Origin of the sequence: Paenibacillus sp. NPDC058898 (assembly GCF_049316025.1) — a bacterium.
Classification (GTDB): domain Bacteria; phylum Bacillota; class Bacilli; order Paenibacillales; family Paenibacillaceae; genus Paenibacillus_AQ.
The window spans coordinates 163,017-183,957 of the sequence record NZ_JBMOSM010000009.1; the positions used below are offsets into that span (position 1 = coordinate 163,017).

Below are 20,941 nucleotides of genomic sequence, written 5' to 3' on the forward strand. Positions count from 1 at the left end.
GATATCGCAAGAATAAAATCATCTAAACGCGGTCTTCAGCCTTAGTCCGCAAGCTCCAGCCCTTTCGTTTCCTTGCCAAGTACGAGTACGCCGAGCGCACCGATCAGGATGGTCACGAAAAACATCACGAAAATGAATTCGATCCGGGTGCCATTTTGCTTCAACACCCCGACGAGCAGCGGTGCAATAACGCCGCCGATCCGTCCAAACGACGTTGCTAGCCCAACCCCCGTTGAACGAACCTTCGTCGGATAGAGTTCCGGACTGTAGGCATATAAACCTCCCCATGCTCCCAGATTGAAGAATGACAAGGAAATGCCTGCTGCCAGCAGCGAACCTTCCGTGTTGGCGTAACCAAACCAGATGGCGCTAAAGGCCGTAAGCACCAAATAGGTAACGAGAACGAATTTCCGCCCGAACTTTTCTATAAAGTACGCGGCAGTAAAATAACCCGGCAGTTGGGCAAGCGTCATGATCAACACATACTGAAAGCTTCGGACCAGACTGAACCCTTTATCGACCATGACGGTCGGAAGCCACAGGAACATGCCGTAATACGAGAATACGACCGTAAACCATAGCACCCACAGCATAATGCTCGTACGCCGATGTTCAACCGACCAGACCGAAGCCACTCGCTGCCCAAAGGTCAGCTTAGGGGCAGCCTTAGCTTTCTGCTCAAGATATCTTGGCGAATCCTCGATGGCACGCCGCAAATAAAGCGCATAAAAAGCAGGCAGAGCCCCAATAACAAAAGCAGCCCGCCATCCGTAATCCGGGATGACAAAGTAAGCGATGAGTGCGGATAGTATCCAGCCTGCCGCCCAAAAGCTTTCCAACAGCACAACCGCTCTTCCCCGTTCATGAACCGGCATGCTTTCCGATACCAGCGTGGATGCAACGGGAAGCTCTCCGCCTAGTCCGAAGCCGGCAATAAAGCGCATCAAACACAGCATGATAAAGCCGGTAGCCAGTGCGGAAAGACCGCTCGCGATCGAGAATATGAGCAGCGTCCATAGCAGAATATTTTTCCGTCCATATTTATCAGCCAAGAATCCAGCCATGGCCGCGCCGAATACCATTCCGATCGATGTGGTACTTGTCAGAATCCCTACCTGCTGCGAGCTCAGCGACCATTCAGCTGCCAATGCCGCGACAACAAACGAAATCATTCCAACATCCATCGCATCAAACATCCAGCTGGCACCCGCACTCATCAGCAGCTTGCGCCGCTTCGGCTCTTTTAACAATTGCATATTGCCCATGTTGGCCGCCCCCTCTCCTATATCTTTCTATAATGTAGAGCGAACCATACGCCTGGTCAAGCTAGATTATGCTGAGCGGCAGAATTACCTTGATGGTCGTTCCCTCGTGAAGCTTGCTGGATACATGAACCTGCCCCTTGTGATCCTCGATCATTTTTTTGCTGATCATGAAGCCCAGGCCGTTGCCTTTCTCCTTCGTGGTGAAGAACGGTTCCCCGAGACGAGAGAGGATTGCTTCCGGAATCCCGCAGCCATTATCCGTAAAATGGATGGCCACATGGTCATCGCTTCTCTCCAGTCGAATGGTTAACTCCCCGCCACCCGGCATGGATTCCACGGCATTTTTAATAAAATTGATGAACACCTGCTTCAGATGATTCACATCACCCTCGACATTGGCCTCTCGTTCTCCGAAATCCGTTATAATCTCGACGTTATGTATGATGGCCTGCGTATTTAATAGAGTAATCACTTGGTCCAGGAGCTGCCGGATATCGGTACGCTCGAATTTCACACTTTGCGGCTTCGCCAAAAACAGAAGCTCACTTACGATCAGCTCGATCCTTTCGATCTCCGAGGAGATAATATCGAAATATTCATCCTTCCGGCCAGCGCCGGAGCGAATGAGCTGCACGAACCCTTTAATGGAAGTCATGGGGTTACGGATTTCATGGGCGATCCCTGCCGCAAGTTGACCGGCCATGGACAGCTTATCGGACTGGATCAGCCGCTCCTCTTCTTGATGGGCGGCCTTTTTCATATCGGTAATATCCGTAAAATGCGCCACATAGCCAAGTGTTCTTCCTTCCCTGCTACGAGCTGTGCTTAGCATACAAGATACCCACCTGATATCGCCTTGTTTATGTATCAGTCTCTTCTCCAATTGCAAAGAAGCGGTCTTACCCGACATTAGCTTCTCCATCCTATCTTTGTCCTTATTCACATCTTCCGGATAAATCCAATCGTAATAGGGGTGGTGCAGACACTCTTCCGCCTCATACCCCAGCATGACGCAAGCAGCGGGATTAATTGTGATAATGCTCCCCTCTGAATCGATGAATACGGTTCCAATCGGCGCTACTTCAATCGCTTGGACCATAAAATCATAGCTGAGACATTCACTATTCATCATCGTTTGGAGATCCTCCTGTCTTTCATTGTTCAATCGTTTTACATATTTCGAGATATCGGTTTGCTTCTCCTTTCCTCTCGCCTGTTGAAAAATATAAATAAAGCAAACCAAAGGATAATTTGGACATGGGGCGAATATATTGTGATGAGGTTTCTAATTTTTGGTGGCAATTCCAGCGCTATTCTATTGAAACTGAGAGAAAATGGTTTTTTTTGACTTGAACGCTATGGCTTTTTCGTTTATTGTGAAAGAAAGCAAGTCATTTACAATTGCTAGTCGTTAGGACCGTTAACAAAGGAGTTTGCGAGTATGTACACGGAACAAGATATTTGGATTGTGCTTACAGGCACGGGCACCTGGTTCAGCAGAATGATCCAATATTTCACGAAGGCCCCACTCAACCATGCATCCATCGCGTTTGATTCCGAATTACGCGAAGTGTACAGCTTTGGGCGAAAGAAGGCGAACAACCCGTTTGACGGCGGTTTAGTTCGCGAGAATCTACGCGACCCCTTCTTCTACACTTCGGAATGCGCGGTATATCGTTTCCGCGTTAGTAATGAAGACTATCAACGCATGCACAACCTTGTCAAAGAGATGATGCGTGATCAGGACCGCTACAAATATAATCTGCTAGGGCTGCTGGGTATATTGTTTCGGATTCATATTGATCGTGACGATGCTTTCTTCTGCTCCCACTTTGTTGCTACGGTGCTGGAGCAAGCAGGCTTACGGCCTGTGAACAAGCCTTGTCATCTTGTAACGCCGGAGGATTTCTCCCATTCATCGCAGTTGAATGAAGTCTACCGTGGACCTCTCCACGGGTATCTTGCTCAAGACATGACATCCCCGCTATCCCCATCACCGACGTTTACTCCTGTGACAACGAAAGGCCGAGGCAAGTTCTTCAGATTCGGAAAAACGGGTTAATACTGAAATATGTAGCTATCATATAAATATGTTTCTCTGATACCTTGAAAAAAAGCAGCCGGGCTCTCACCCGGCTGCTTTTTGTATGTTCCTCGCGGGGGTAACCCCCCGCGTCATGTTTAGCATTAAGCGGATGGAGTCTGGTCCGACGTCTGCTCCAGCACCGTCTTTTCGACCACAGCGGGGCTAGATTCGATAGTAGATTCAGCCAGCTTTTCCTGCTCCATTTTCTTACGCTTGCGTTTACGGTTAAAGTACACACCGATCAACAGAAGCGGAACGGCAATAAGCGCAATATATAACGATACATCCTTAACCATACCTTCTGCCGCGTTACCGTACAGGTAAAACAAGGTACCTACCACATAAAACTTGGTAGCTCTGCCTATAGCGGCATAAGCAAGAAGTCTCCATAACGGGAAGTTCAAGCACCCCGATAGAATCGTGAACACCTTAAAGGGTACCGGCGTGAAGGAACCAATCAGTATGGCTGCCTCGCCGTTTTTCTGAAACATGTTCGTAGCAGAGTCAATCCACTCTTTTTTCAAAATCTTGTATAGTACCGACTTCCCAAGCAGCTTTCCGATTAAATAACCCAGCGGCGTCCCCAGCAAGCACCCGATAAAGCCATACGTTGCAAGCCACAGCGCATTCTGCGGATGCATGATGCTTAGCGAAACCTGCAGAAAAAAGGCGGGAACCGGAAAAATTACAGCATCAGCAAACGAATGAATAAACAATCCCCATGGACCAAACTTGATCAAAAAATCCAAAATGTCCTGAAACATGTCTCAACCCCTAAACATTTTCTTCCTTTTCTATCAGACCCTTTATAAAGTATAGCACATAATTATACTGGAAAGGACCTAAGCCGCCCTATCCCTCCCGAAAAACGCGTATAACGAAGCATGCCTTTGCTCCTATACACTATATGCAGCGAGTTCAACTAACAACAAAAAAACCTTTCTTCTTGGAAGAAAGGTTTGGCGTCACTCTCTGCAAGCCGAATTCCATGCATGAATAAGCTTGCAAAAAAATGTATTTTGTTTAATTTGCAGATAAACTGCGATGCGCGGAATGTCTTGTCGGACCTACGAATTCATTCAGCGGGAAGCCATTGGAGATGGCTTGGGTAATGAATGCCTTCGCTTGCTGTACCGACTCGTGAACGGTCAAGCCTTTGGCAAGATTAGCTGTAATGGAAGCGGATGACGTGCAGCCTGCGCCATGGGTGTACTTCGTTACGATGGTATCAGCCTCGAACCATTCAAAGCTGTTTCCGTCATAGAGCAGGTCCATCGCTTTGCCTTCGCGGATCTTGCCTCTGTCTTTAATCAGCACATTCTTCGCGCCGCGCTCATGAATAATGGCCGCAGCCTCCTGCATTTGATCCAGGGTTGTAATCGGGCCGGACTTGGCCAGTTGGGATGCCTCGAACAGATTTGGCGTTACCAGATCGGCGCGCGGGAGAAGGAACTCCAGCATCGCTTCCGTATTTTCCGGCTGCAGCACTTCATCCGTGCCTTTGCAGACCATCACCGGATCGATGACAATTCGTTCCAGATTATAGCGGTCGATATACTGGGACACAAGCTCGATGATCTCTACGGATCCGAGCATGCCGGTCTTCATGGCGTCGATGCCAATGCCCTCGAGGACGGTTTTCAGCTGCGTTTCTACAATATCTAGCGCCACCGGGAAAACCTGATGGTCCCATGTCTTTGGTTCCATGCAGACAATCGTGGTCAGTGCGGTCATACCGTATACGTCAAATTCCTGAAACGTCTTCAGGTCAGCCTGGATGCCAGCGCCGCCACTCGTATCGGAGCCCGCTACTGTTAGTGCTTTTCGTATCGTCATGTTCCATGTTCCCTTCGCTTGTAAAATGATTACTCTATTATAAGAAAAACTAGGATCGGCGTCTATTCGTAGATGTCGTATTCTTCTTTAGCGGTTGTTTTTCTTGCGAGATCAAGTCGGTTGAACTCCGGTGCTTCTCTTCCTGATCTCTAAAGAAAAACTGGGATCGGCGTCTATTCATTGATCGCGTATTCGCAGATGTCGAATCGTAGTCTATTCAAAGACGAATTCTGAGAGTTGATGCAACACTCCGCATGCGGATTGTCCTTCCGATCACTGTTGCCCCCAGATTTCCTTCGAATCACGATTTATATCGTTGAAATCCGGGAGCAAAGGCGACCACTTTCGTTTCTCCAGAACAATTCCGCCTGCTCCGTTGGAGTCTTTCTTTTAAATCCTTAAAGAGAAGTTCACTTGCGATTATTCTCAGATGACCAATTCTGCATGGTACCTCATCTCTCCGCATGCGGATTGTCCTTCCGATCGCTGTTGCCCCCAGATTTCCCTTGAATCACGATTTATATCGTTGAAACCCGGGGGCAAAGTCGACCACTTTCGTTTCTACAGAACAATTCCGCCTGCTCCGTTGGAGTCTTTCTTTTAATCCCTTAAAGAGAAATTCACTTGCGATTATTCTCAGATGATCAATTCTGCATGGTACCTCATCTCTCCGCATGCGGATTGTCCTTCCGATCGCTGTTGCCTCCAGATTTCCCTTGAATCACGATTTATATCGTTGAAATCCGGGGGCAAAGGCGACCACTTTCGTTTCTACAGAACAATTCCGCCTGCTCCGTTGGAGCATTTCTTTTAAGCCATGAATAGAGCTTTATAGCTTATACCGCCGACGGCTCCATAGGGAGCGTTAGCCCCTACGGAGTCGCATCTTATTGTTCCGTCAGAATCACTGGGCCATCCTTTGTGATGGCGAGCGTATGCTCATACTGCGCGGACCATTTGCCATCTACCGTTCTCGCGGTCCATCCGTCTGAATCGATCTTGCATTGATATGTGCCAAGATTCAGCATCGGTTCAATGGTGATGACCATGCCCTCTTTAAGCCGTGTCCCGCGATTAGGTGGGCCGTAATGGGGTACTTGCGGCTCCTCATGCATATTTTCGCCGATGGCGTGCCCCACGAAGTGGCGGACGACCGATAAATTTTGGGATTCCGCATAGGTTTGAATCGCATGGGAGATGTCTCCGATTCGATTGCCGATCACCGCTTGCTCAATGCCGAGATACAGGGATTTCTTCGTTACATCCAGCAGATGCTGCGCTTCCTCGGACACGTTTCCGACCGGATAGGACCAAGCAGAATCGGCGAGCCAGCCATCATACTTCACCACCATATCAATGGTAACGATATCCCCGTCCTTCAATGGCTCATGGCTCGGAAAACCATGACAAATTACGTCATTAACCGATGCGCAGGTGGCAAAGGGATATCCGTGATACCCTTTCTGCTCCGGTGTCGCGCCGCGCTCTGCTAGAAACCGCTCGACAAATTGATCAATCTCCAGTGTTGTTACGCCCGGTTTGATCATCTTGGCGATCTGCCGGTGGCATTCGGCGAGAATGTCCCCCGCTTTATTCATCTTGGCGATTTGTTCTTGTGTTTTGAGGATTATCAATCCTGCTCACTCCTTCTCATATGGCTGTTATCTCCTATTCAAATCAAAAAGCCTTAGCTGACCGAAGATTCTTGAAGACAGGCACCTGCCTCTCCTCACTCCCCGGCCAATAAGGCTGATTCACAAATCACAAGGTGTATCTGCTTTTTCTTCTTGTCTTGTATCCAAAAAAAGAAAAGCGAAAAGCGCCCTACCTCATCTTATTCTACTCCTAAGCCAAGGGAACCTCAATCATTTCCGTTAGGAATGTCTTCCTTCTGTTTATACGCGGGCGGGCACCGGAACGGTAGCGTATGCTTGCTGTATCCTCGGAGGCAGCTTCAGCTCGGCTGTAACCCAGAAAGTCATATGACTCTCCATAACCATAAACAGAATCAGGGCAGGCAGCATTTTATCTAACTTCGAACTTCATTTATTCAATGACAACCGTTTCTCCTCGTATCATAAATTATAATGTAAGGTTGCGCAGAAACGATAATTTTACACGCGAGATCACAATTCCTCTCTTTTTTCCTATGTTCATTATTCGCCGTCCATGCCTCCGATATTCGTGAGGCCGGGTTCCGGCAGCGTCAGAGCAAGGGCAACGGCAGCCAAAATCACCTCAACCGCAACCGCAATATCGCAAGCTCTACCATACATACGTATCAAAAGACCAAAGGAAACAAAAAAACTTTACCCCGACAATCGGCGATAAAGTTTCAACTCGGAAATAGGGTACAGGAGTATACATTTTACATTCCCTTTATATTTCTCTTTTCTTCCTCCAAAAATAAAGCCATACCCCCGCTGCCAGCAGCACTACTGCAACTCCCCCCAAGACGGGCTTCAGTAAGAATGGAGATTGCCCTGAATTCTGACCTTCACCTGAAGGCACGCCCTGGGCAAACGTATTGGGCCCTGATCCCCGAGCAGATGCATCTTCCGGAAGGTATCCATCTCCAAGCTCGGTTAACTCTTTGCCTGCGGTGGAGAGGAGCTTCGTACCATCACACATCCCTGTTCTCAGCTGACCCGATTCTACAGATGCGAACACCAGGAATTCGCTCCCTACGGCAAATTGATCATAACCGCAGCTGGCTGATGACATAGCTGTTGTAAGCTCCGTCATTCCGGCCAATTCGCCCTTCCATACTTCCGTTACCTCTAACATAACATGAACCGGATCTGCGGATGACATCACCAGTTTGGGCTTCGGGCCAACCAACTTGGTCACTTTACCTGCAAATATCGCTGCACTCCGTTCCAAGCTCTCCTCAACCGTAGGCGGCCCTGCACAAGAACAGGCAAATACGTTGGCTGGTTTGACCGTGTACAGACTCACGAGCAGCAGCAAGCAGCTAAGCAGGATCATAACCATGGATTTCCTCATCAATGAATCACCTCAAACCTTAGACGGCCCCCTCCCCCAAAATGTTCCAGATGTATCAATATATGCACCGATCTGAGATCCGACCTTCACAAAACGTGGTGAGGCGGCGCTAGACGGCGGTCGATTTAAAGGGGAGATGCCATCCAGCAAGAGGCTTCATCGACATCCGCTATTTACTGGCGATGATCAGATAATGACGCTCTGTAGGATACTCGATGCCTTCCACATGCAGCCCAGCTTGCTCCAACAAAACCTTCATCACATGCGGATCAACCCGGTTCGGACGGGGAACCCGCTTCTCTGCCGGATCCTCTTGCCACTCCAGACACAAGCATCGTCCTCCTGGTCGCAGCACTCTTGCCATCTGGCGGATGGACTCCTCCAGTTGATCGGTGATATGAAGGATCAGGGAAGCGATGACTCGATCCACAGCTTCATCCTGGAGGGGAAGCTTTTCCAACATGCCTTCCATCACCTTAATATTCGTGAGTCCCTGTTCCTGTGCACGCCCCCGCATCATGTCCAGCATGGCTGGCTCGGTATCCAGCGCGTAAACCGTGCCTGTCGTTAACTCGGCTGCCGGTATGGAAAAATAGCCGGTACCTGCCCCGATGTCAAGGACATCCACCCCGCCGCTCACTTGCAGCTTCTCTAGCAGCGAAGATGCCGGTAACTCCTTCTTCCTTTCGGGACTTTCCAATCGGTCTATGAGTGACGGATCAAAGCTCTCTTTCATGGTATCGCTCTCCTCCTCGCATAATTGCATTTTTGCTTATACGTACTAATGTGAACCCAGTGAGGGAGAACTCCCCTCATCGGTCTACCATACCTTTGATAGGAAACGATGTAAACCGGTTCGTTGCCTTATATCACTTTACCGATCCCTATAGCACTATATCGATCCTTATATCGCAGTACTGATAAGATTAATGCTGGTTCGGAACCATTATATAATAAATGATGGCCGCAACAGACACCCTGAATTATGATAATCAGGCTAAAAAGGGCATCCCCACGATCATAATGACCATGAAGTTGCCCCAATTTGTACAATTAGTCACGCTTATCCTCAATCAGCACCTGCTCAGCCAGAAAATCCACAAGATGAACAGCCTCTACGCCATTTTGTTTACCGGCACGCTCGATCCCCCACTTCATCTGCAGCAGGCATCCCGGGTTCGAAGTCACGATGACCTTGGCTCCGGTAGCCTCCACATGTTCCATCTTGTGATCCAGAAGCGTGGTCGACATTTCCGTCTGGGTCAAATTATAAATGCCGGCGGAACCGCAGCATACCTCGGCCCCCTGAAGCTCGCACATCTGCACAGCCGGAAGCAGCTCCATCAGCTGGCGCGGCTCGCCTTGCACCCTCATCACATTGCGCAAGTGGCAAGAGTCCTGATAGGTGACGGTTATGGCCCCGTTCTGCGGGTTTTCCGCCTGAATCGGCGTAAGCTGCCGACCGAGGCTGTGCAGCAGCTCGGAGATGTCCTTCACCTGATCTGCAAAACGAATCGCCGCTTGCTGAAGCCGCTCATCCGGTTCTGCATGCATCAGATGATCGTATTCCTTCAGTAGTGCACCACAGCCTCCTGCATTGCTTGCAATGTAATCCACGTCCGCTTCCCCGAAAGCCCATATGTTCTGACCGGCCAACTGCTTGGCATCGCCCATCTCACCAGCATGCGCATGCAGCGCTCCGCAGCATACCTGCTCCTCCGGAATGACAATCTCGAACCCGGCCTGCCGCAGCAGCCGTACGGTGTTCACGTTCGTGGATGCAAACATGACATCCATAATGCAGCCACGGAACATCCCGACCCGGCCAACCTTAGCCCCAGCCGCAGGGATAACCATTAGCCTTGAACCGCTGTCTGTCGTCTCGCGGCGGTAGGGCAAGCCAGCCTTGCTCCACAGCTCTTCCAAGCCGTCGCCCGTTACGGGAGGCAGCGCCTTCTCCAGCTGTTGGAGATGGTCGGGAAACAGCTTCATGGCTCCGGAACTACGCGCAAACTTTTGAAGGCCTGATTTCTGGTAGAACGAAAGCGTCTTGCCGATCAGCTTCAGTCTTCCGCGATGCGGGAATATCCCTTGCAGGAACGTCTTACGGACGACTCGTACCGGCAGCGAATAAGGCTTCTCGGCCGCAATCGCCGCCCGGGTCTGCTCGATCAGCTGGCCATATTTCACATCGGAAGGACAAGCAGGCTCACAGGCTCTGCAGCCCAGACATAGATCCATCTGGCTCCGAAAGCTCTCATCCGGCTCCATCAAACCATCCACAACCGCTTTCATAAGCGCAATCCGCCCGCGGGGGGAGGCAGCTTCGAGCCCTGTCTCGAGGAAGGTCGGACAGGCGGTCTGGCAAAACCCGCAGCGCATACAATTCGTCAATTGATCCTCATCCAGCGTCAGCTTTAGCGATTGTGCAAGCTTCTCATGGGTTGAACTCATGCGCGTTCGCCTCCTCTCACGATGTTTCGATCTTCTGATCCTGATCCGAAGCTGAGTCCCGCTCTGCCTGCTCTGTCCGCTCCTGGAAGACAATTCGCTTCCGGGTTTCCGCAAACAACTTGCCGGGATTCATGATCTGGTGCGGATCAATCGCATCCTTAATGGATTTCATCATCTTGATGCCGGCTTGGCCCACCTTCCATTCCAGGTAAGGAGCCTTCACGATACCGACGCCATGCTCACCGGTAATGGTGCCCCCCATGGCAATCGCCACCTCAAAGATTTCGGCGAATGCCTGCTCCACGCGGTGAATCTCTTCCGGGTCACGGGCATCCGTCATCGCGGTCGGATGCAGATTGCCATCCCCGGCATGGCCGAATGTGCAAATCTGCACGTCGTATTTCTGGGCGATACGCTGAACTTCAAGCACCATGTCCGCAATTTTCGAACGCGGAACCGTCGCGTCCTCCAAGATCGTGGTCGGCCGCAATCGGGATAGCGCGGCAAGCGCGCTCCGTCTCGCCTCCATTACCTTCGCACCTTCCTCTGGTGTCTTGGCGATGTTGAGCTGAACCGCGCCAGAAGCGAGACATATCTCCTCCAGCTTCTTTAGATCCCGCTCCACATCATCGACATTGCCGTCCTGCTCGATCGCCAGCATCGCTTTGGCGTGAACCGGCAGTCCGATTTTGGCAAATTCCTCAACCACCTGGAGGGTCGGCTGATCCATGAATTCCAAGGTACACGGGAAAATATGATTCGCTATAATATTCGAAACCGTTCGGGCCGCCGCGTTAAGATCGTCGTAGACGGCAACCATCGCCTTCCTGTATGAAGGCTTAGGAATCAACTTAACCGTGGCCTCGGTCAGAATGGCTAGCGTACCGCCTGATCCTACCAACAGTCGGGTCAAATCATACCCTGCCGCGTCCTTCACCAGCTTGCCGCCCGTGCGCAGGATGCTGCCATCCGGCAATACGGCTTCCAGGCCAAGGACATAATCCTTGGTCGTTCCATACTTCAAGCCGCGCAGCCCGCCAGCTCCCAGAGCGATATTACCGCCCATCGTGCAGATAATCATGCTGCTTGGATCCGGAGGATAGAACAGCCCTGTCTGTTCAACCGCCAGATGAAACTGCTTTGTATTCAAACCGGTCTGGAAGGTCGCGGTCAGGTTATCGGCATCGATCTCCAGCAGCTTATTCATTCGGGTCATGACCACAATCAGACCGCCCTGAAGCGGAATGGTCCCTCCGCACAGATTGCTGCCAGCCCCCCGCGTAATAACGGGTATACGGTGTTTTGAGCAAATTTTAACGATGTCGGATACTTCCTGCGTGCTTCCAGGAAAGATAACTCCGTCCGGCATCGCTTGATATAGCGGCGTAGCATCATAACTGTAAGAGACGAGACTTTCCGGATCGTCCTTGAACCACTTTCCGCCAACCACGGCGGCCAACTGCTCGCGAATAACAGATTCCAGCACGTTGTTTCCCCCTCCCCTATACGGGTTTGACTACAACAAAAAATAATCACTTTACTTATCTAATCGCTGTTTAACATTATCTATCCACCATCGCTTGGCATTACCGTCCCGCGGTCTTTAATGAACGGTTATGCTCGGGTTTATGTTCGGACTAAGCACAGGTTTATGAACGGTTTATGCTTCCTCTGCTATGGCAGGGCCAGCTTCCCCATAACGGTTGGGCGATCGGCTCCCGTCGCCGCAGGCAAATTGTTAGGAACACCGAGCATGAAGTCATTGCCTAAGAGTGCAAAAATGACGGCTTCTTTGGCATCGTCATCAAAGCCCAGCGCCTTGGAGGTCATGACTTTCTGTTCCGGCAGCAGCTCGCTTAACATGGAGAGCAGCGTCTTGTTGTGGGCTCCTCCGCCAGTCACGATCACTTCATCGATCTTGTAACGAGGAAACACGTATCTCACATAGCTGTCCGCAATAGTATGGGCGGTAAACGCCGTAGCCGTTGCCATCACGTCCTCATCCGAAAGCTTCCTGAGCCTGGCTTGTTCCAGAAATGAAACCGCATAATTATGACCAAACCATTCTCTTCCCGTTGATTTGGGCGGCTCGGCGTGAAAATAAGGATGCTCCATCATCTCGCTTAACAAGGCCTGATCCGGGTTGCCTCGGGCAGCCCATGTTCCGCTGTCGTCATACGAAAGCTGCCCTCCGGACAGTATATGGACTACAGCATCCATGATCATATTGCCGGGCCCGGTATCAAAGGCCAGCACATCCGCAGGATCCGCCCCTGCGGGCAGCGCCGAGCAATTGCCGATCCCGCCGATGTTCTGCAGCAGCCTTCCCCGCTGCGGGTGCCGAAACAGGATCAGATCTCCGTAAGGAGCAAACGGAGCCCCTTGCCCCCCAACCGCCATATCTGCGGGACGGAAGTCTCCTACCGTAAGTTTGCCGGTGTGCTTGGCGATAACGGATATATCACCGATCTGTAGAGTCGAAGCGACAGCATAGGGATCACCTTGTTCAGGTACAGGCTGATGCCAGATCGTCTGTCCATGTGAGCTTACCAAATCCACCTCATCGATTCGCATGCCGGCATCGGCGACCACTTCCAGGACTGCCGCCCCGAACTGATACCCCAGGTATGCATTCATACTGCATACAGCAGCGCTATTGGAATTCTCTTCACTGCACAAATTGCGCAGCCGCTGACGGAACTCCGGTTCGTATGGCTTGCTATAGTAATGCAGCAATTCAACCGATGCCTCGAGGCCGCTTCCGTGTATGCCGACGATGGCCGCATCGATGCCGTCAAGTGAAGTGCCCGACATCAGGCCGACCACAACGGTCGGCCCTCCATCCTTCCATGGTGAGAACATCATACTTTACGCCTCCCCATACAGCAGGTAAGGAGCCCGCATCATTCTCCACCGCTCCGCATCCTTGCCCCATTCGGCAACAATGCGCTGGAGTCCGGCTTCTTCGTGGATGTGCCGCCGGACATCCTCGCTGCCCGTCAGTAAATCAATAAAATACCGGTTGCGTCCCTCCGGTGGGGCAAGCCACTGGAACTGATCCGGGTACATTCGGCTGACCAGGTGCAACAGCACAAGCCCTGTACGCACAGCTTCCACTTTTGCCGAATTCGTTACAAACAACATCACCCCGCCGCAGCCTTCGCCCTGATGCTTCGAGAAGGTGGGTGTCATGTACATGGAATGGGCAAACACACCTGGCAGTCCGTACGCGTTGAATGCCTTCGCCAACTCTTCTCCATTGACCCATGGAGCACCGATCCATTCAAACGGCCGGGTCGTCCCCCTGCCTTCCGAAAGATTGGTCCCTTCGAAGAAGCAGGTTCCGCTGTACAGCCGCACCGTATCCATCGTAGGAATGTTCGGGGAAGGCGGTACCCACGGAAGACCCGTGTCGGTATAAACCATGTCGCGCGTCCATCCTTCGAGCTGAATCACATCCAGATCACATCCGGTCCCCCGCAAGTCATTGGCCATGCGCGCAAATTCGCCAATGGTCATCCCGGTGCTAATCGGAATCTGCCATCCTCCCACCATGGATTCATATCCCGGCTGCAGCAAGCCGCCTTCACAGCGCTCACCGCCAAGCGGATTCGGCCGGTCCAGGACAAGCAAGCTCTTGCCTTGCTCAGCGCATGCCTCCATGACATAGAGCAGCGTGGTCAAATACGTGTAGAAACGGACACCGAGGTCTTGAATATCGAAGATGACCGTGTCCACGTTCTTCAGCATGTCGGCATCCGGTTTACGCCGCGAACCATACAGGCTGTACACCGGCACGCCGAATACCGGGTCCACTTCATCATCAACGTGCTTGCCTGCCTGCAGCTGACCTCGCAGCCCATGCTCGCAAGCAAACAAAGCCGTCAATTCGGACTCAGGTAAGCCTGCAATCACCTCGATAGATGAACGAAAATCCGACGTAAGCCCCGTCGGATTCGTGATGACGCCAAGGCGACGACCCGTGATTTTCTCATGCTTGATGTTCGGCAGCATATCAATTCCGCTCCGCACGTTGCTTCTCATCATATGCTTACACCTCTCGCTTCCGAGGCTACCACACCGTCTTCCACCGGTTTGGCCTCTTCCGGATTCAGTACATTATACGTAACCTTGTGCTGGTATATAGCCCACATACCGTTAAACAAAAATCCAAAGCCAACGACCGTAACCATCAGCGGAATCGCAACGCAGAAGGCTTGAAAGCATGCGCCCAGTGTATAGGCCGGAAACTTCAGGAACAGCCTGACACTGTGGGCCATGGCCTTGAAGATGCCCATTCTTTCCTGAATGACAAGCTGAAAGGTGTAGAATTGGGAGATGAGCGCCATGACAACAAAATAAGTTTGGAACACGCCAATCGCAAGATAGCCGATCCCCTCTTTGCCTCCGTAATACCACCAGGTGGACCATAGAATCAATGTCATCACCACGAAGAAGAAGCCCATGACGACGGCGGGTCCAAGCCCTTTAAGCGCACCTTGAAACACGTCTTTCAGCCTGGACTTGCCCCGCTCCGTTTTGCGGTGATAGGCATAACAAACACCATAGAACAGCGGCATATACAGAACCGGCAGCAGCACCAGCGCTACCCACAGCGGCACAAACATAACCACCGTTACGAGCACCAGCGAGGTAATCATGCTGTATAAGGCCACCGCCGTAATCTCACGGTAAATCTCAACCCCGGTCTTCTTCAACACATCATTCAGCTTGCGCATAGCTTTCCTCTCCTCTTCGTCGTTGTTTACCAATCGATACGCTGTTCCGTCTCAGGATCGAAGAAATGCACCTTATCGAAATTGAAAATGAAGGTTTTGTCCATGCCCGGATAACCCGTCGTTTCCGGGTGAACCTTCGCGGTAACGGTCCGGTTTCCTATGCGGAAGTACACCAGGTTCTCAGAACCGAGATGTTCAACGACCTGAACCTTGGTGGAATATTTGTAATCCAGATTGGTTGTGCCTGGCATATCCTCGCCGGTAATATGCTCGGGGCGAACCCCCAGAATAAGATGCTCATTGTCGTATTTACTCAGCGCACCCGCCATCGCGTCCGGAATGGTGAATACCCCGCCTTCCATCCGGAGGACATTTCCTTCCTTCTGCACATCGATAAAGTTCATCGGCGGGGAGCCGATAAAGCCGGCTACGAACATGTTCTGCGGTTTCGCATACAGCTCAGTTGGTGATGCGATCTGCTGGATAATGCCGTTGTTCATCACGACGATCCGCTCACCGAGCGTCATCGCTTCAACCTGATCATGCGTTACATATACAATGGTGGCTTCCAGTCGCTTGTGCAGCTCGGACAGCTCTACCCGCATCTGCACGCGAAGCTTCGCATCCAGGTTCGACAGCGGTTCGTCAAAGAGGAACACCTGCGGGTCGCGCACGATGGCCCGCCCAACCGCCACACGTTGACGCTGTCCACCGGACAGCTCGCGCGGCTTCCTGTCAATCATCGACTCCAGGCCGAGAATGGATGCTGCCTGCGCTACCTTTTGCTCAATATAAGCCTTGGGCTTCTTCAAGTTCTTCAAGCCGAAGGAAAGATTCTCGCGAATCGTCATATGCGGATACAGCGCATAATCCTGAAACACCATGGCGATATCCCGGTCTTTCGGATGAAGATTGTTCACCACCCGGTCGCCGATGACGATATCGCCGGACGTCTGACGCTCAAGGCCTGCAATCATGCGCAGCGAGGTGGTTTTGCCGCAGCCGGAAGGACCGACAAATACCACGAACTCTTTATCATTGATCACAAAGTCCGACCCCGCTACAGCGGTAAAGGTCCCTTTGTTGTCGTCTACAAATTCTTTTCGTATATTACGGAATTCTACGCGTGCCATAACTTTGCCTCCTTCTAGCCTTTAACGGCTCCAATGGTGATGCCTTGCAGGAAATAGCGCTGAAGCGAGAAGAACAGGATCATCATCGGCAGTGCCGCGACGGTTGCTCCAGCCATAAGTGCGCCGAAATCGGTCGTGTCCGCATAAACGAAGGAAGCCAGACCGACTTGAATGGTCCTCATTTCCGTCGAATTTGTCACGAGGAAGGGCCAGAAGAAATCGTTCCAGGATGCAACGAACGTGAAAATCGCCAGCACGGCAAGACCCGGTTTAGCCATCGGAAGAATGACTTTCCAGAAGATGCCGAATTCCCCGCAAGCGTCGATACGCGCTGCATGAATCAGAGAGGTAGGCAGCGATGACATGTACTGCTTCATCAAGAAAATATTGCCCACGCTTACAATGCCGGGAAGAAGTATAGCTGTGTATGTATTCCCGAGATCAAATACGTCAATCATCAAAATATAGAGCGGAATCAGCGTCACTTGCGCCGGGATCATCATCGTGCTGAGCAAAACCCAAAATACCGCTTTGTTCCCTGGGAACTTCAGCTTCGCAAAGGCATACCCTGCGAGTGAGGCCAGGAATACGTTGGTCACCGTCAGGATGGACGAGATCAATAAGGAGTTAAAGAGCCATCTCATGACGTTGGTTTTGCCAAAAAAACGCTCGTACGGGGCCACGGAAAATACGTCCGGAATCATTTTCGGGATAAACGAAGCCGCTGATTTGGTGTCCTGCACAGAGCCAATCAACATCCAGTACATCGGAATAATCGTCAGAACGCTCCATACCACCAAGATGACCGAAGCCACAATCAGCATGATCAATTTTGATCTTGATTTCATAGGTGCACCCCCTTTTAGCTTCAGAAATATGCATTAATACTCCACGTCGGACGAGAAGTATTTGAACTGAATGATGGAAATGACAATAATCAATGCGGCTAATACAAAAGATTGCGCTGCTGCGAGTCCAAATTCATAGAAGTTGAAGGCGGTGCTGTAAATCAGGTAGGCGATGGTTGTCGTCGCGAAGTTCGGACCGCCCTGCGTCATCAGATACACCGAGATAAATACCTGGAAGGACGTAATGACACCCGTCACCAGCAGATACAACGTGGTTGGTTTCATCAGCGGCCACGTAATGCGCCAGAATTTGGACCAACCGCTTGCATGGTCAATATCCGCAGCTTCATAGAGCGATTTGGGAATTCCGCCCATGGCAGCCAGATAGAGAATAATGCCCGCACCATGCGAACCGAGCCAGTTCATCAAGATGAGCGAGAAGAGCGCCGTGTTCGATTTGCCGAGCCATATGACCGGATCTAATCCGAACAATCCGATGAAACGATTCAGCAGCCCGGCATGGGTCGGATCGTAAATCGCGAGCCACACGACCGAGATGGTGACGCCGGAAGCAACGGCTGGCAAATACATCGTAGCCTTGAAGAACGTCTGCCATTTATTCTTCATCTGAAAAATAAAAAAGGATAACGCATACGTGATGACAATGTTAACCGGAACGGTACCGATCGTGAATAAAACCGTATTCCTCATGGATTTCCAGAACACTTCATCCTGTACCATCCGTGTGTAATTGTCCGTTCCAATCCATTCGGAGCCCATCACGCTGTATTCCTGAAAGCTCATCAGAAAAGCGGAGGCAACAGGGTAAAGTGTAAATACCAAGAACAACAGTACGGGAGCCAGAATGAATAAATACGCCCATCCATATTCGCGTAGATAACCCTTCATTGGGGGACGCGAGGGCCTGGTTTGCGCCGGGGCAGTCTGCATTTGATTTCCTCCTTTGCGCACAGGTGAAGTATTTTCATGAAGCTTTTTGAAGCCTGGAGTGGTTGGTTTAAAAAGGGAGTGACCCGTTTTGTTCCTGCTAAGGACAACGGGACACCCCCTTATAACTTCAATTACTGTCCTAAAATTTGTTTGCCTTTATCCTTGAAGTCCTGTGCGATCTGCTCCGGTGTCTTCTCTCCCGAGAACAGCGCCTGAATGTTCGGCTTCACCACTTGCTCCTTGAATTTCTTCTGGTTACCTGAGGCATCTGCATCGAGGTTCAGGGTCACCGGAATTTCTTTGAAGTTTGCGAAAATTTCCGCTGCTTTAATTGTGGATTCCGTACCGAGTCCTTTGCCTTCATAAAACTCCGCTTGGGATTTACGAACGAAAGGCAACACCAGTTCATTCGCTGAATTACCGGCTTTCGCACCGCTCAGTCCTTCCATAATCAGGAACGTGTTCTTCGCATGCTCTTCGCCTTTATCCTTCTTCTGTTTGAAAGCGACATAGCCTTCACCAAACATGGATGTCTTGCGCTCCGCCCCGTCATTATGCGGAACCGGCAGCAGGACGAACTCGATTTTCGCGCCTTGGACCGTACCGCTGTCAATATCCTTCGCGCGGTTCTGAAGCATCACATCGTAGTAAGGAATCGCTTTGGACACAACCGCGGCTTCCTCTGCATAGAACAGATCCATCCGTTTCGCCGGCGTAACCGCGGCAGTCTCGGCAGGCAAATGTCCGGCTTTCATCAGATCGGACACGAATGTCATCGTGTCCAGAATCCGCTCGTCGTTCCATTGGAACTCGCCTTTATCGTTCAGAACGTCTGGCATGCCGTTGCTGCGTGTCAGCATTTCCATGAAGTCCAGGGAAGTACCATCCGTCACCAGCGCATACTGCGTATTTCCGTTCGGGAGCTTCTTGGTCAGCTTCTCGGCAGCTGCCTTAAATTCGGTCCAAGTCCAGCCGTTCTCTTGAATAGCCTTCCAGTCGATGCCTGCTTCTTCAAGAATCTTCTTGTTGCCGCCCCAAGCCCAGAGGGATTGGTACAGCGGAAGTCCATATTGTTTGCCCTGGATTTGGCCCAGCTCAAGCGTTCCCGGCAGGTAGTCGTTTTTGATTTCGTCTGTAATATAAGGGGAAAGCTCCAGTGCAAGGCCCGTATCCACATAAGCTCCATCCACCGCGTGGAAATAGAGGTCAGGCGGGTTACCCGCATTCAAGGCCACGTCGAACTTCTTCGGACCTTCAGCCCAGGAGAGCACTTCGGTTTGGACCGTAATGTGCGGATATTTTTCTTTCAGATCCGCCACATGCTCTTTCAACTCATCTTCGTATTTACCATGAACCGGATAAGTCCAGACGACAACCGTATCCTGCTTCGGTGCGGCCTCACCGTTTCCTTCCGATGTGGTCCCGGATCCGCCTTCCGGAGTCTTCGCCCCACCGGATCCGCCGCAAGCTGCGGTAAACACGAGCATCAAAGAAGCCAACAATGTAAGCCAACCTTTTTTCTTCATGTACTACTCCCCTTATCATTTATATATTTTTGGTTTTCGCTATCAACTACAACCGCTTGATCGCTTGCCGACTCTCATCCAGGTATTTCACTGAATTCTCGTAATTCCGGCTGGCGACGCCAAGATATAAAATATCGATAAGATTAAGCTGCGTAATACGAGAGGACATCGCGCCACTGCGAATCTCGTTCTCCGTGGAAGAGGTGTACAAGGGAATGTCTACCGATCGGCTCAAGGTAGAATCACCGTATTTGGTAATGCCAATCGTCTTGCACCCCTTCTCCCTCGCAATGGCTGCTGCGCGGATCACTTCATCCGTTTCACCGGAGTAGGAAATGCATACGGCCGTATCATCTGGCGTCAGCAGTACCGCCGAGGTGAGCTGAACATGTGGATCCGGAAAAGATATGCATACCTTATTAATCCGCAAAAATTTCTGTTGAGCATCCATCCCGATCAGATTGGAAGCCCCTACCCCGAACATGAAAATGCGCTTCGATTGATCGAGGGCCAGAACGGCCTCTTCTACCTTCCCTTCCTCCATAATCTTCATCGTATCCCGAATCGATTGAATGTTGTTGTTCGAGACGTTCTGTATAATTGCAGAAATGCTGTCATTGGGCCGGATATCCTGATACCCGGTGGCTAATGGCTCCTGCAAGTCTCCAGCTACCTTCAGCTTCAGATCCTGATAGCCTTTGAAACCCATCGTTTTGCACAGGCGTACTATGGCAGCCTGACTGGAACCGCTTCGGACTGCAAGATCCGCGACCGACATCTGTATCATCTCTGCCGGTTCCTGCAAAATGAAGGCTGCAACTTTGCGCTCGGACGGATTTAATGAATCATACACCTCACGCAATCGAACCAATCCGCCGTTCATTTCTTGCCCCCCTTTACAAATAATCCTCTGATGATCACCTATATGTAATATTACTTTACACAACTTGAATGAAAGCATGACTGGTATCGCTTTCAATATCAGTGGATTGAGTTTATTATAAATTGTATGAAATTATATTTCAATACATAATTCATGATTTAAAATTTTATTTTACAACACTTCTGTTTTCTCCTATACTGGTTATAGAAAGCGA

The 20,941-nt window shown here is 50.8% G+C and carries 18 protein-coding genes; 1 reads left to right on the forward strand and 17 read right to left on the reverse strand.

What is annotated here, in order from left to right:
* Nucleotides 1-41 precede the first annotated feature (41 nt).
* The gene (locus tag ACOZB4_RS23040; RefSeq protein WP_076325349.1) at nucleotides 42-1,265 is read right to left on the reverse strand and encodes an MFS transporter; all 1,224 of its coding nucleotides are present in this window, start codon (nucleotides 1,263-1,265) and stop codon (nucleotides 42-44) included.
* 61 nt (nucleotides 1,266-1,326) lie between these two features.
* The gene (locus tag ACOZB4_RS23045; protein ID WP_379406648.1) at nucleotides 1,327-2,397 is read right to left on the reverse strand and encodes an ATP-binding protein; all 1,071 of its coding nucleotides are present in this window, start codon (nucleotides 2,395-2,397) and stop codon (nucleotides 1,327-1,329) included.
* A 309-nt stretch (nucleotides 2,398-2,706) separates the two neighbouring features.
* On the opposite strand from ACOZB4_RS23045, the gene ACOZB4_RS23050 reads away from it, so the two are divergent.
* Nucleotides 2,707-3,327: a hypothetical protein gene (locus ACOZB4_RS23050; RefSeq protein ID WP_098749017.1), complete on the forward strand. Its 621-nt coding sequence runs from the start codon at nucleotides 2,707-2,709 to the stop codon at nucleotides 3,325-3,327.
* Between the two features lie 125 nt (nucleotides 3,328-3,452).
* Here the strand turns inward: ACOZB4_RS23050 and ACOZB4_RS23055 are convergent, their stop codons facing one another.
* From ACOZB4_RS23055 to ACOZB4_RS23125, 15 genes are all read right to left on the reverse strand, one after another.
* A complete protein-coding gene (locus tag ACOZB4_RS23055) occupies nucleotides 3,453-4,115 on the reverse strand; it encodes a YqaA family protein (RefSeq protein ID WP_076325346.1) in 663 nt (220 codons plus the stop codon).
* Nucleotides 4,116-4,374: 259 nt separating this feature from the next.
* Nucleotides 4,375-5,187: a pyridoxine/pyridoxal/pyridoxamine kinase gene (pdxK, locus tag ACOZB4_RS23060; protein WP_379406647.1), complete on the reverse strand. Its 813-nt coding sequence runs from the start codon at nucleotides 5,185-5,187 to the stop codon at nucleotides 4,375-4,377.
* An 887-nt stretch (nucleotides 5,188-6,074) separates the two neighbouring features.
* On the reverse strand, nucleotides 6,075-6,821 hold the full coding sequence (gene map, locus ACOZB4_RS23065) for a type I methionyl aminopeptidase (RefSeq protein WP_076325344.1): 747 nt from the start codon (nucleotides 6,819-6,821) through the stop codon (nucleotides 6,075-6,077).
* Nucleotides 6,822-7,566: 745 nt separating this feature from the next.
* Nucleotides 7,567-8,193 carry a hypothetical protein gene (locus ACOZB4_RS23070; RefSeq protein WP_379406646.1) on the reverse strand — a complete coding sequence of 209 codons (627 nt, stop codon included), beginning with the start codon at nucleotides 8,191-8,193 and terminating at the stop codon, nucleotides 7,567-7,569.
* Between the two features lie 169 nt (nucleotides 8,194-8,362).
* Complete coding sequence (locus ACOZB4_RS23075) at nucleotides 8,363-8,929, reverse strand: class I SAM-dependent methyltransferase (protein WP_379406645.1); 567 nt, start codon at nucleotides 8,927-8,929, stop codon at nucleotides 8,363-8,365.
* 317 nt (nucleotides 8,930-9,246) lie between these two features.
* A complete protein-coding gene (locus ACOZB4_RS23080; protein ID WP_379406644.1) occupies nucleotides 9,247-10,647 on the reverse strand; it encodes a (Fe-S)-binding protein in 1,401 nt (466 codons plus the stop codon).
* A gap of 16 nt (nucleotides 10,648-10,663) precedes the next feature.
* Nucleotides 10,664-12,133 (reverse strand): FAD-linked oxidase C-terminal domain-containing protein, encoded by a 1,470-nt coding sequence (locus ACOZB4_RS23085; protein WP_339291783.1) that lies wholly within the window; start codon nucleotides 12,131-12,133, stop codon nucleotides 10,664-10,666.
* 188 nt (nucleotides 12,134-12,321) lie between these two features.
* Nucleotides 12,322-13,512, reverse strand: coding sequence for an anhydro-N-acetylmuramic acid kinase (locus ACOZB4_RS23090; RefSeq protein WP_379406643.1), 1,191 nt, complete (start codon nucleotides 13,510-13,512; stop codon nucleotides 12,322-12,324).
* 3 nt (nucleotides 13,513-13,515) lie between these two features.
* Entirely contained in the window at nucleotides 13,516-14,694 is a 1,179-nt protein-coding gene (locus tag ACOZB4_RS23095) for a DUF1343 domain-containing protein (RefSeq protein WP_379406642.1), read from the reverse strand.
* Complete coding sequence (locus ACOZB4_RS23100) at nucleotides 14,691-15,386, reverse strand: hypothetical protein (protein WP_379406641.1); 696 nt, start codon at nucleotides 15,384-15,386, stop codon at nucleotides 14,691-14,693. The genes ACOZB4_RS23095 and ACOZB4_RS23100 overlap by 4 nt, the downstream gene beginning before the upstream one ends.
* A 26-nt stretch (nucleotides 15,387-15,412) precedes the next feature.
* Entirely contained in the window at nucleotides 15,413-16,519 is a 1,107-nt protein-coding gene (locus tag ACOZB4_RS23105; RefSeq protein WP_076325336.1) for an ABC transporter ATP-binding protein, read from the reverse strand.
* A gap of 14 nt (nucleotides 16,520-16,533) precedes the next feature.
* Nucleotides 16,534-17,367, reverse strand: a complete 834-nt coding sequence (locus tag ACOZB4_RS23110) for a carbohydrate ABC transporter permease (protein ID WP_076325335.1) — start codon at nucleotides 17,365-17,367, stop codon at nucleotides 16,534-16,536.
* A 33-nt stretch (nucleotides 17,368-17,400) separates the two neighbouring features.
* Complete coding sequence (locus ACOZB4_RS23115) at nucleotides 17,401-18,318, reverse strand: carbohydrate ABC transporter permease (protein WP_379406640.1); 918 nt, start codon at nucleotides 18,316-18,318, stop codon at nucleotides 17,401-17,403.
* Between the two features lie 131 nt (nucleotides 18,319-18,449).
* Nucleotides 18,450-19,844, reverse strand: a complete 1,395-nt coding sequence (locus tag ACOZB4_RS23120) for an ABC transporter substrate-binding protein (protein ID WP_339291787.1) — start codon at nucleotides 19,842-19,844, stop codon at nucleotides 18,450-18,452.
* A 46-nt stretch (nucleotides 19,845-19,890) separates the two neighbouring features.
* Nucleotides 19,891-20,727: a MurR/RpiR family transcriptional regulator gene (locus ACOZB4_RS23125; RefSeq protein WP_076325332.1), complete on the reverse strand. Its 837-nt coding sequence runs from the start codon at nucleotides 20,725-20,727 to the stop codon at nucleotides 19,891-19,893.
* Between the last annotated feature and the right edge of the window lie 214 nt (nucleotides 20,728-20,941).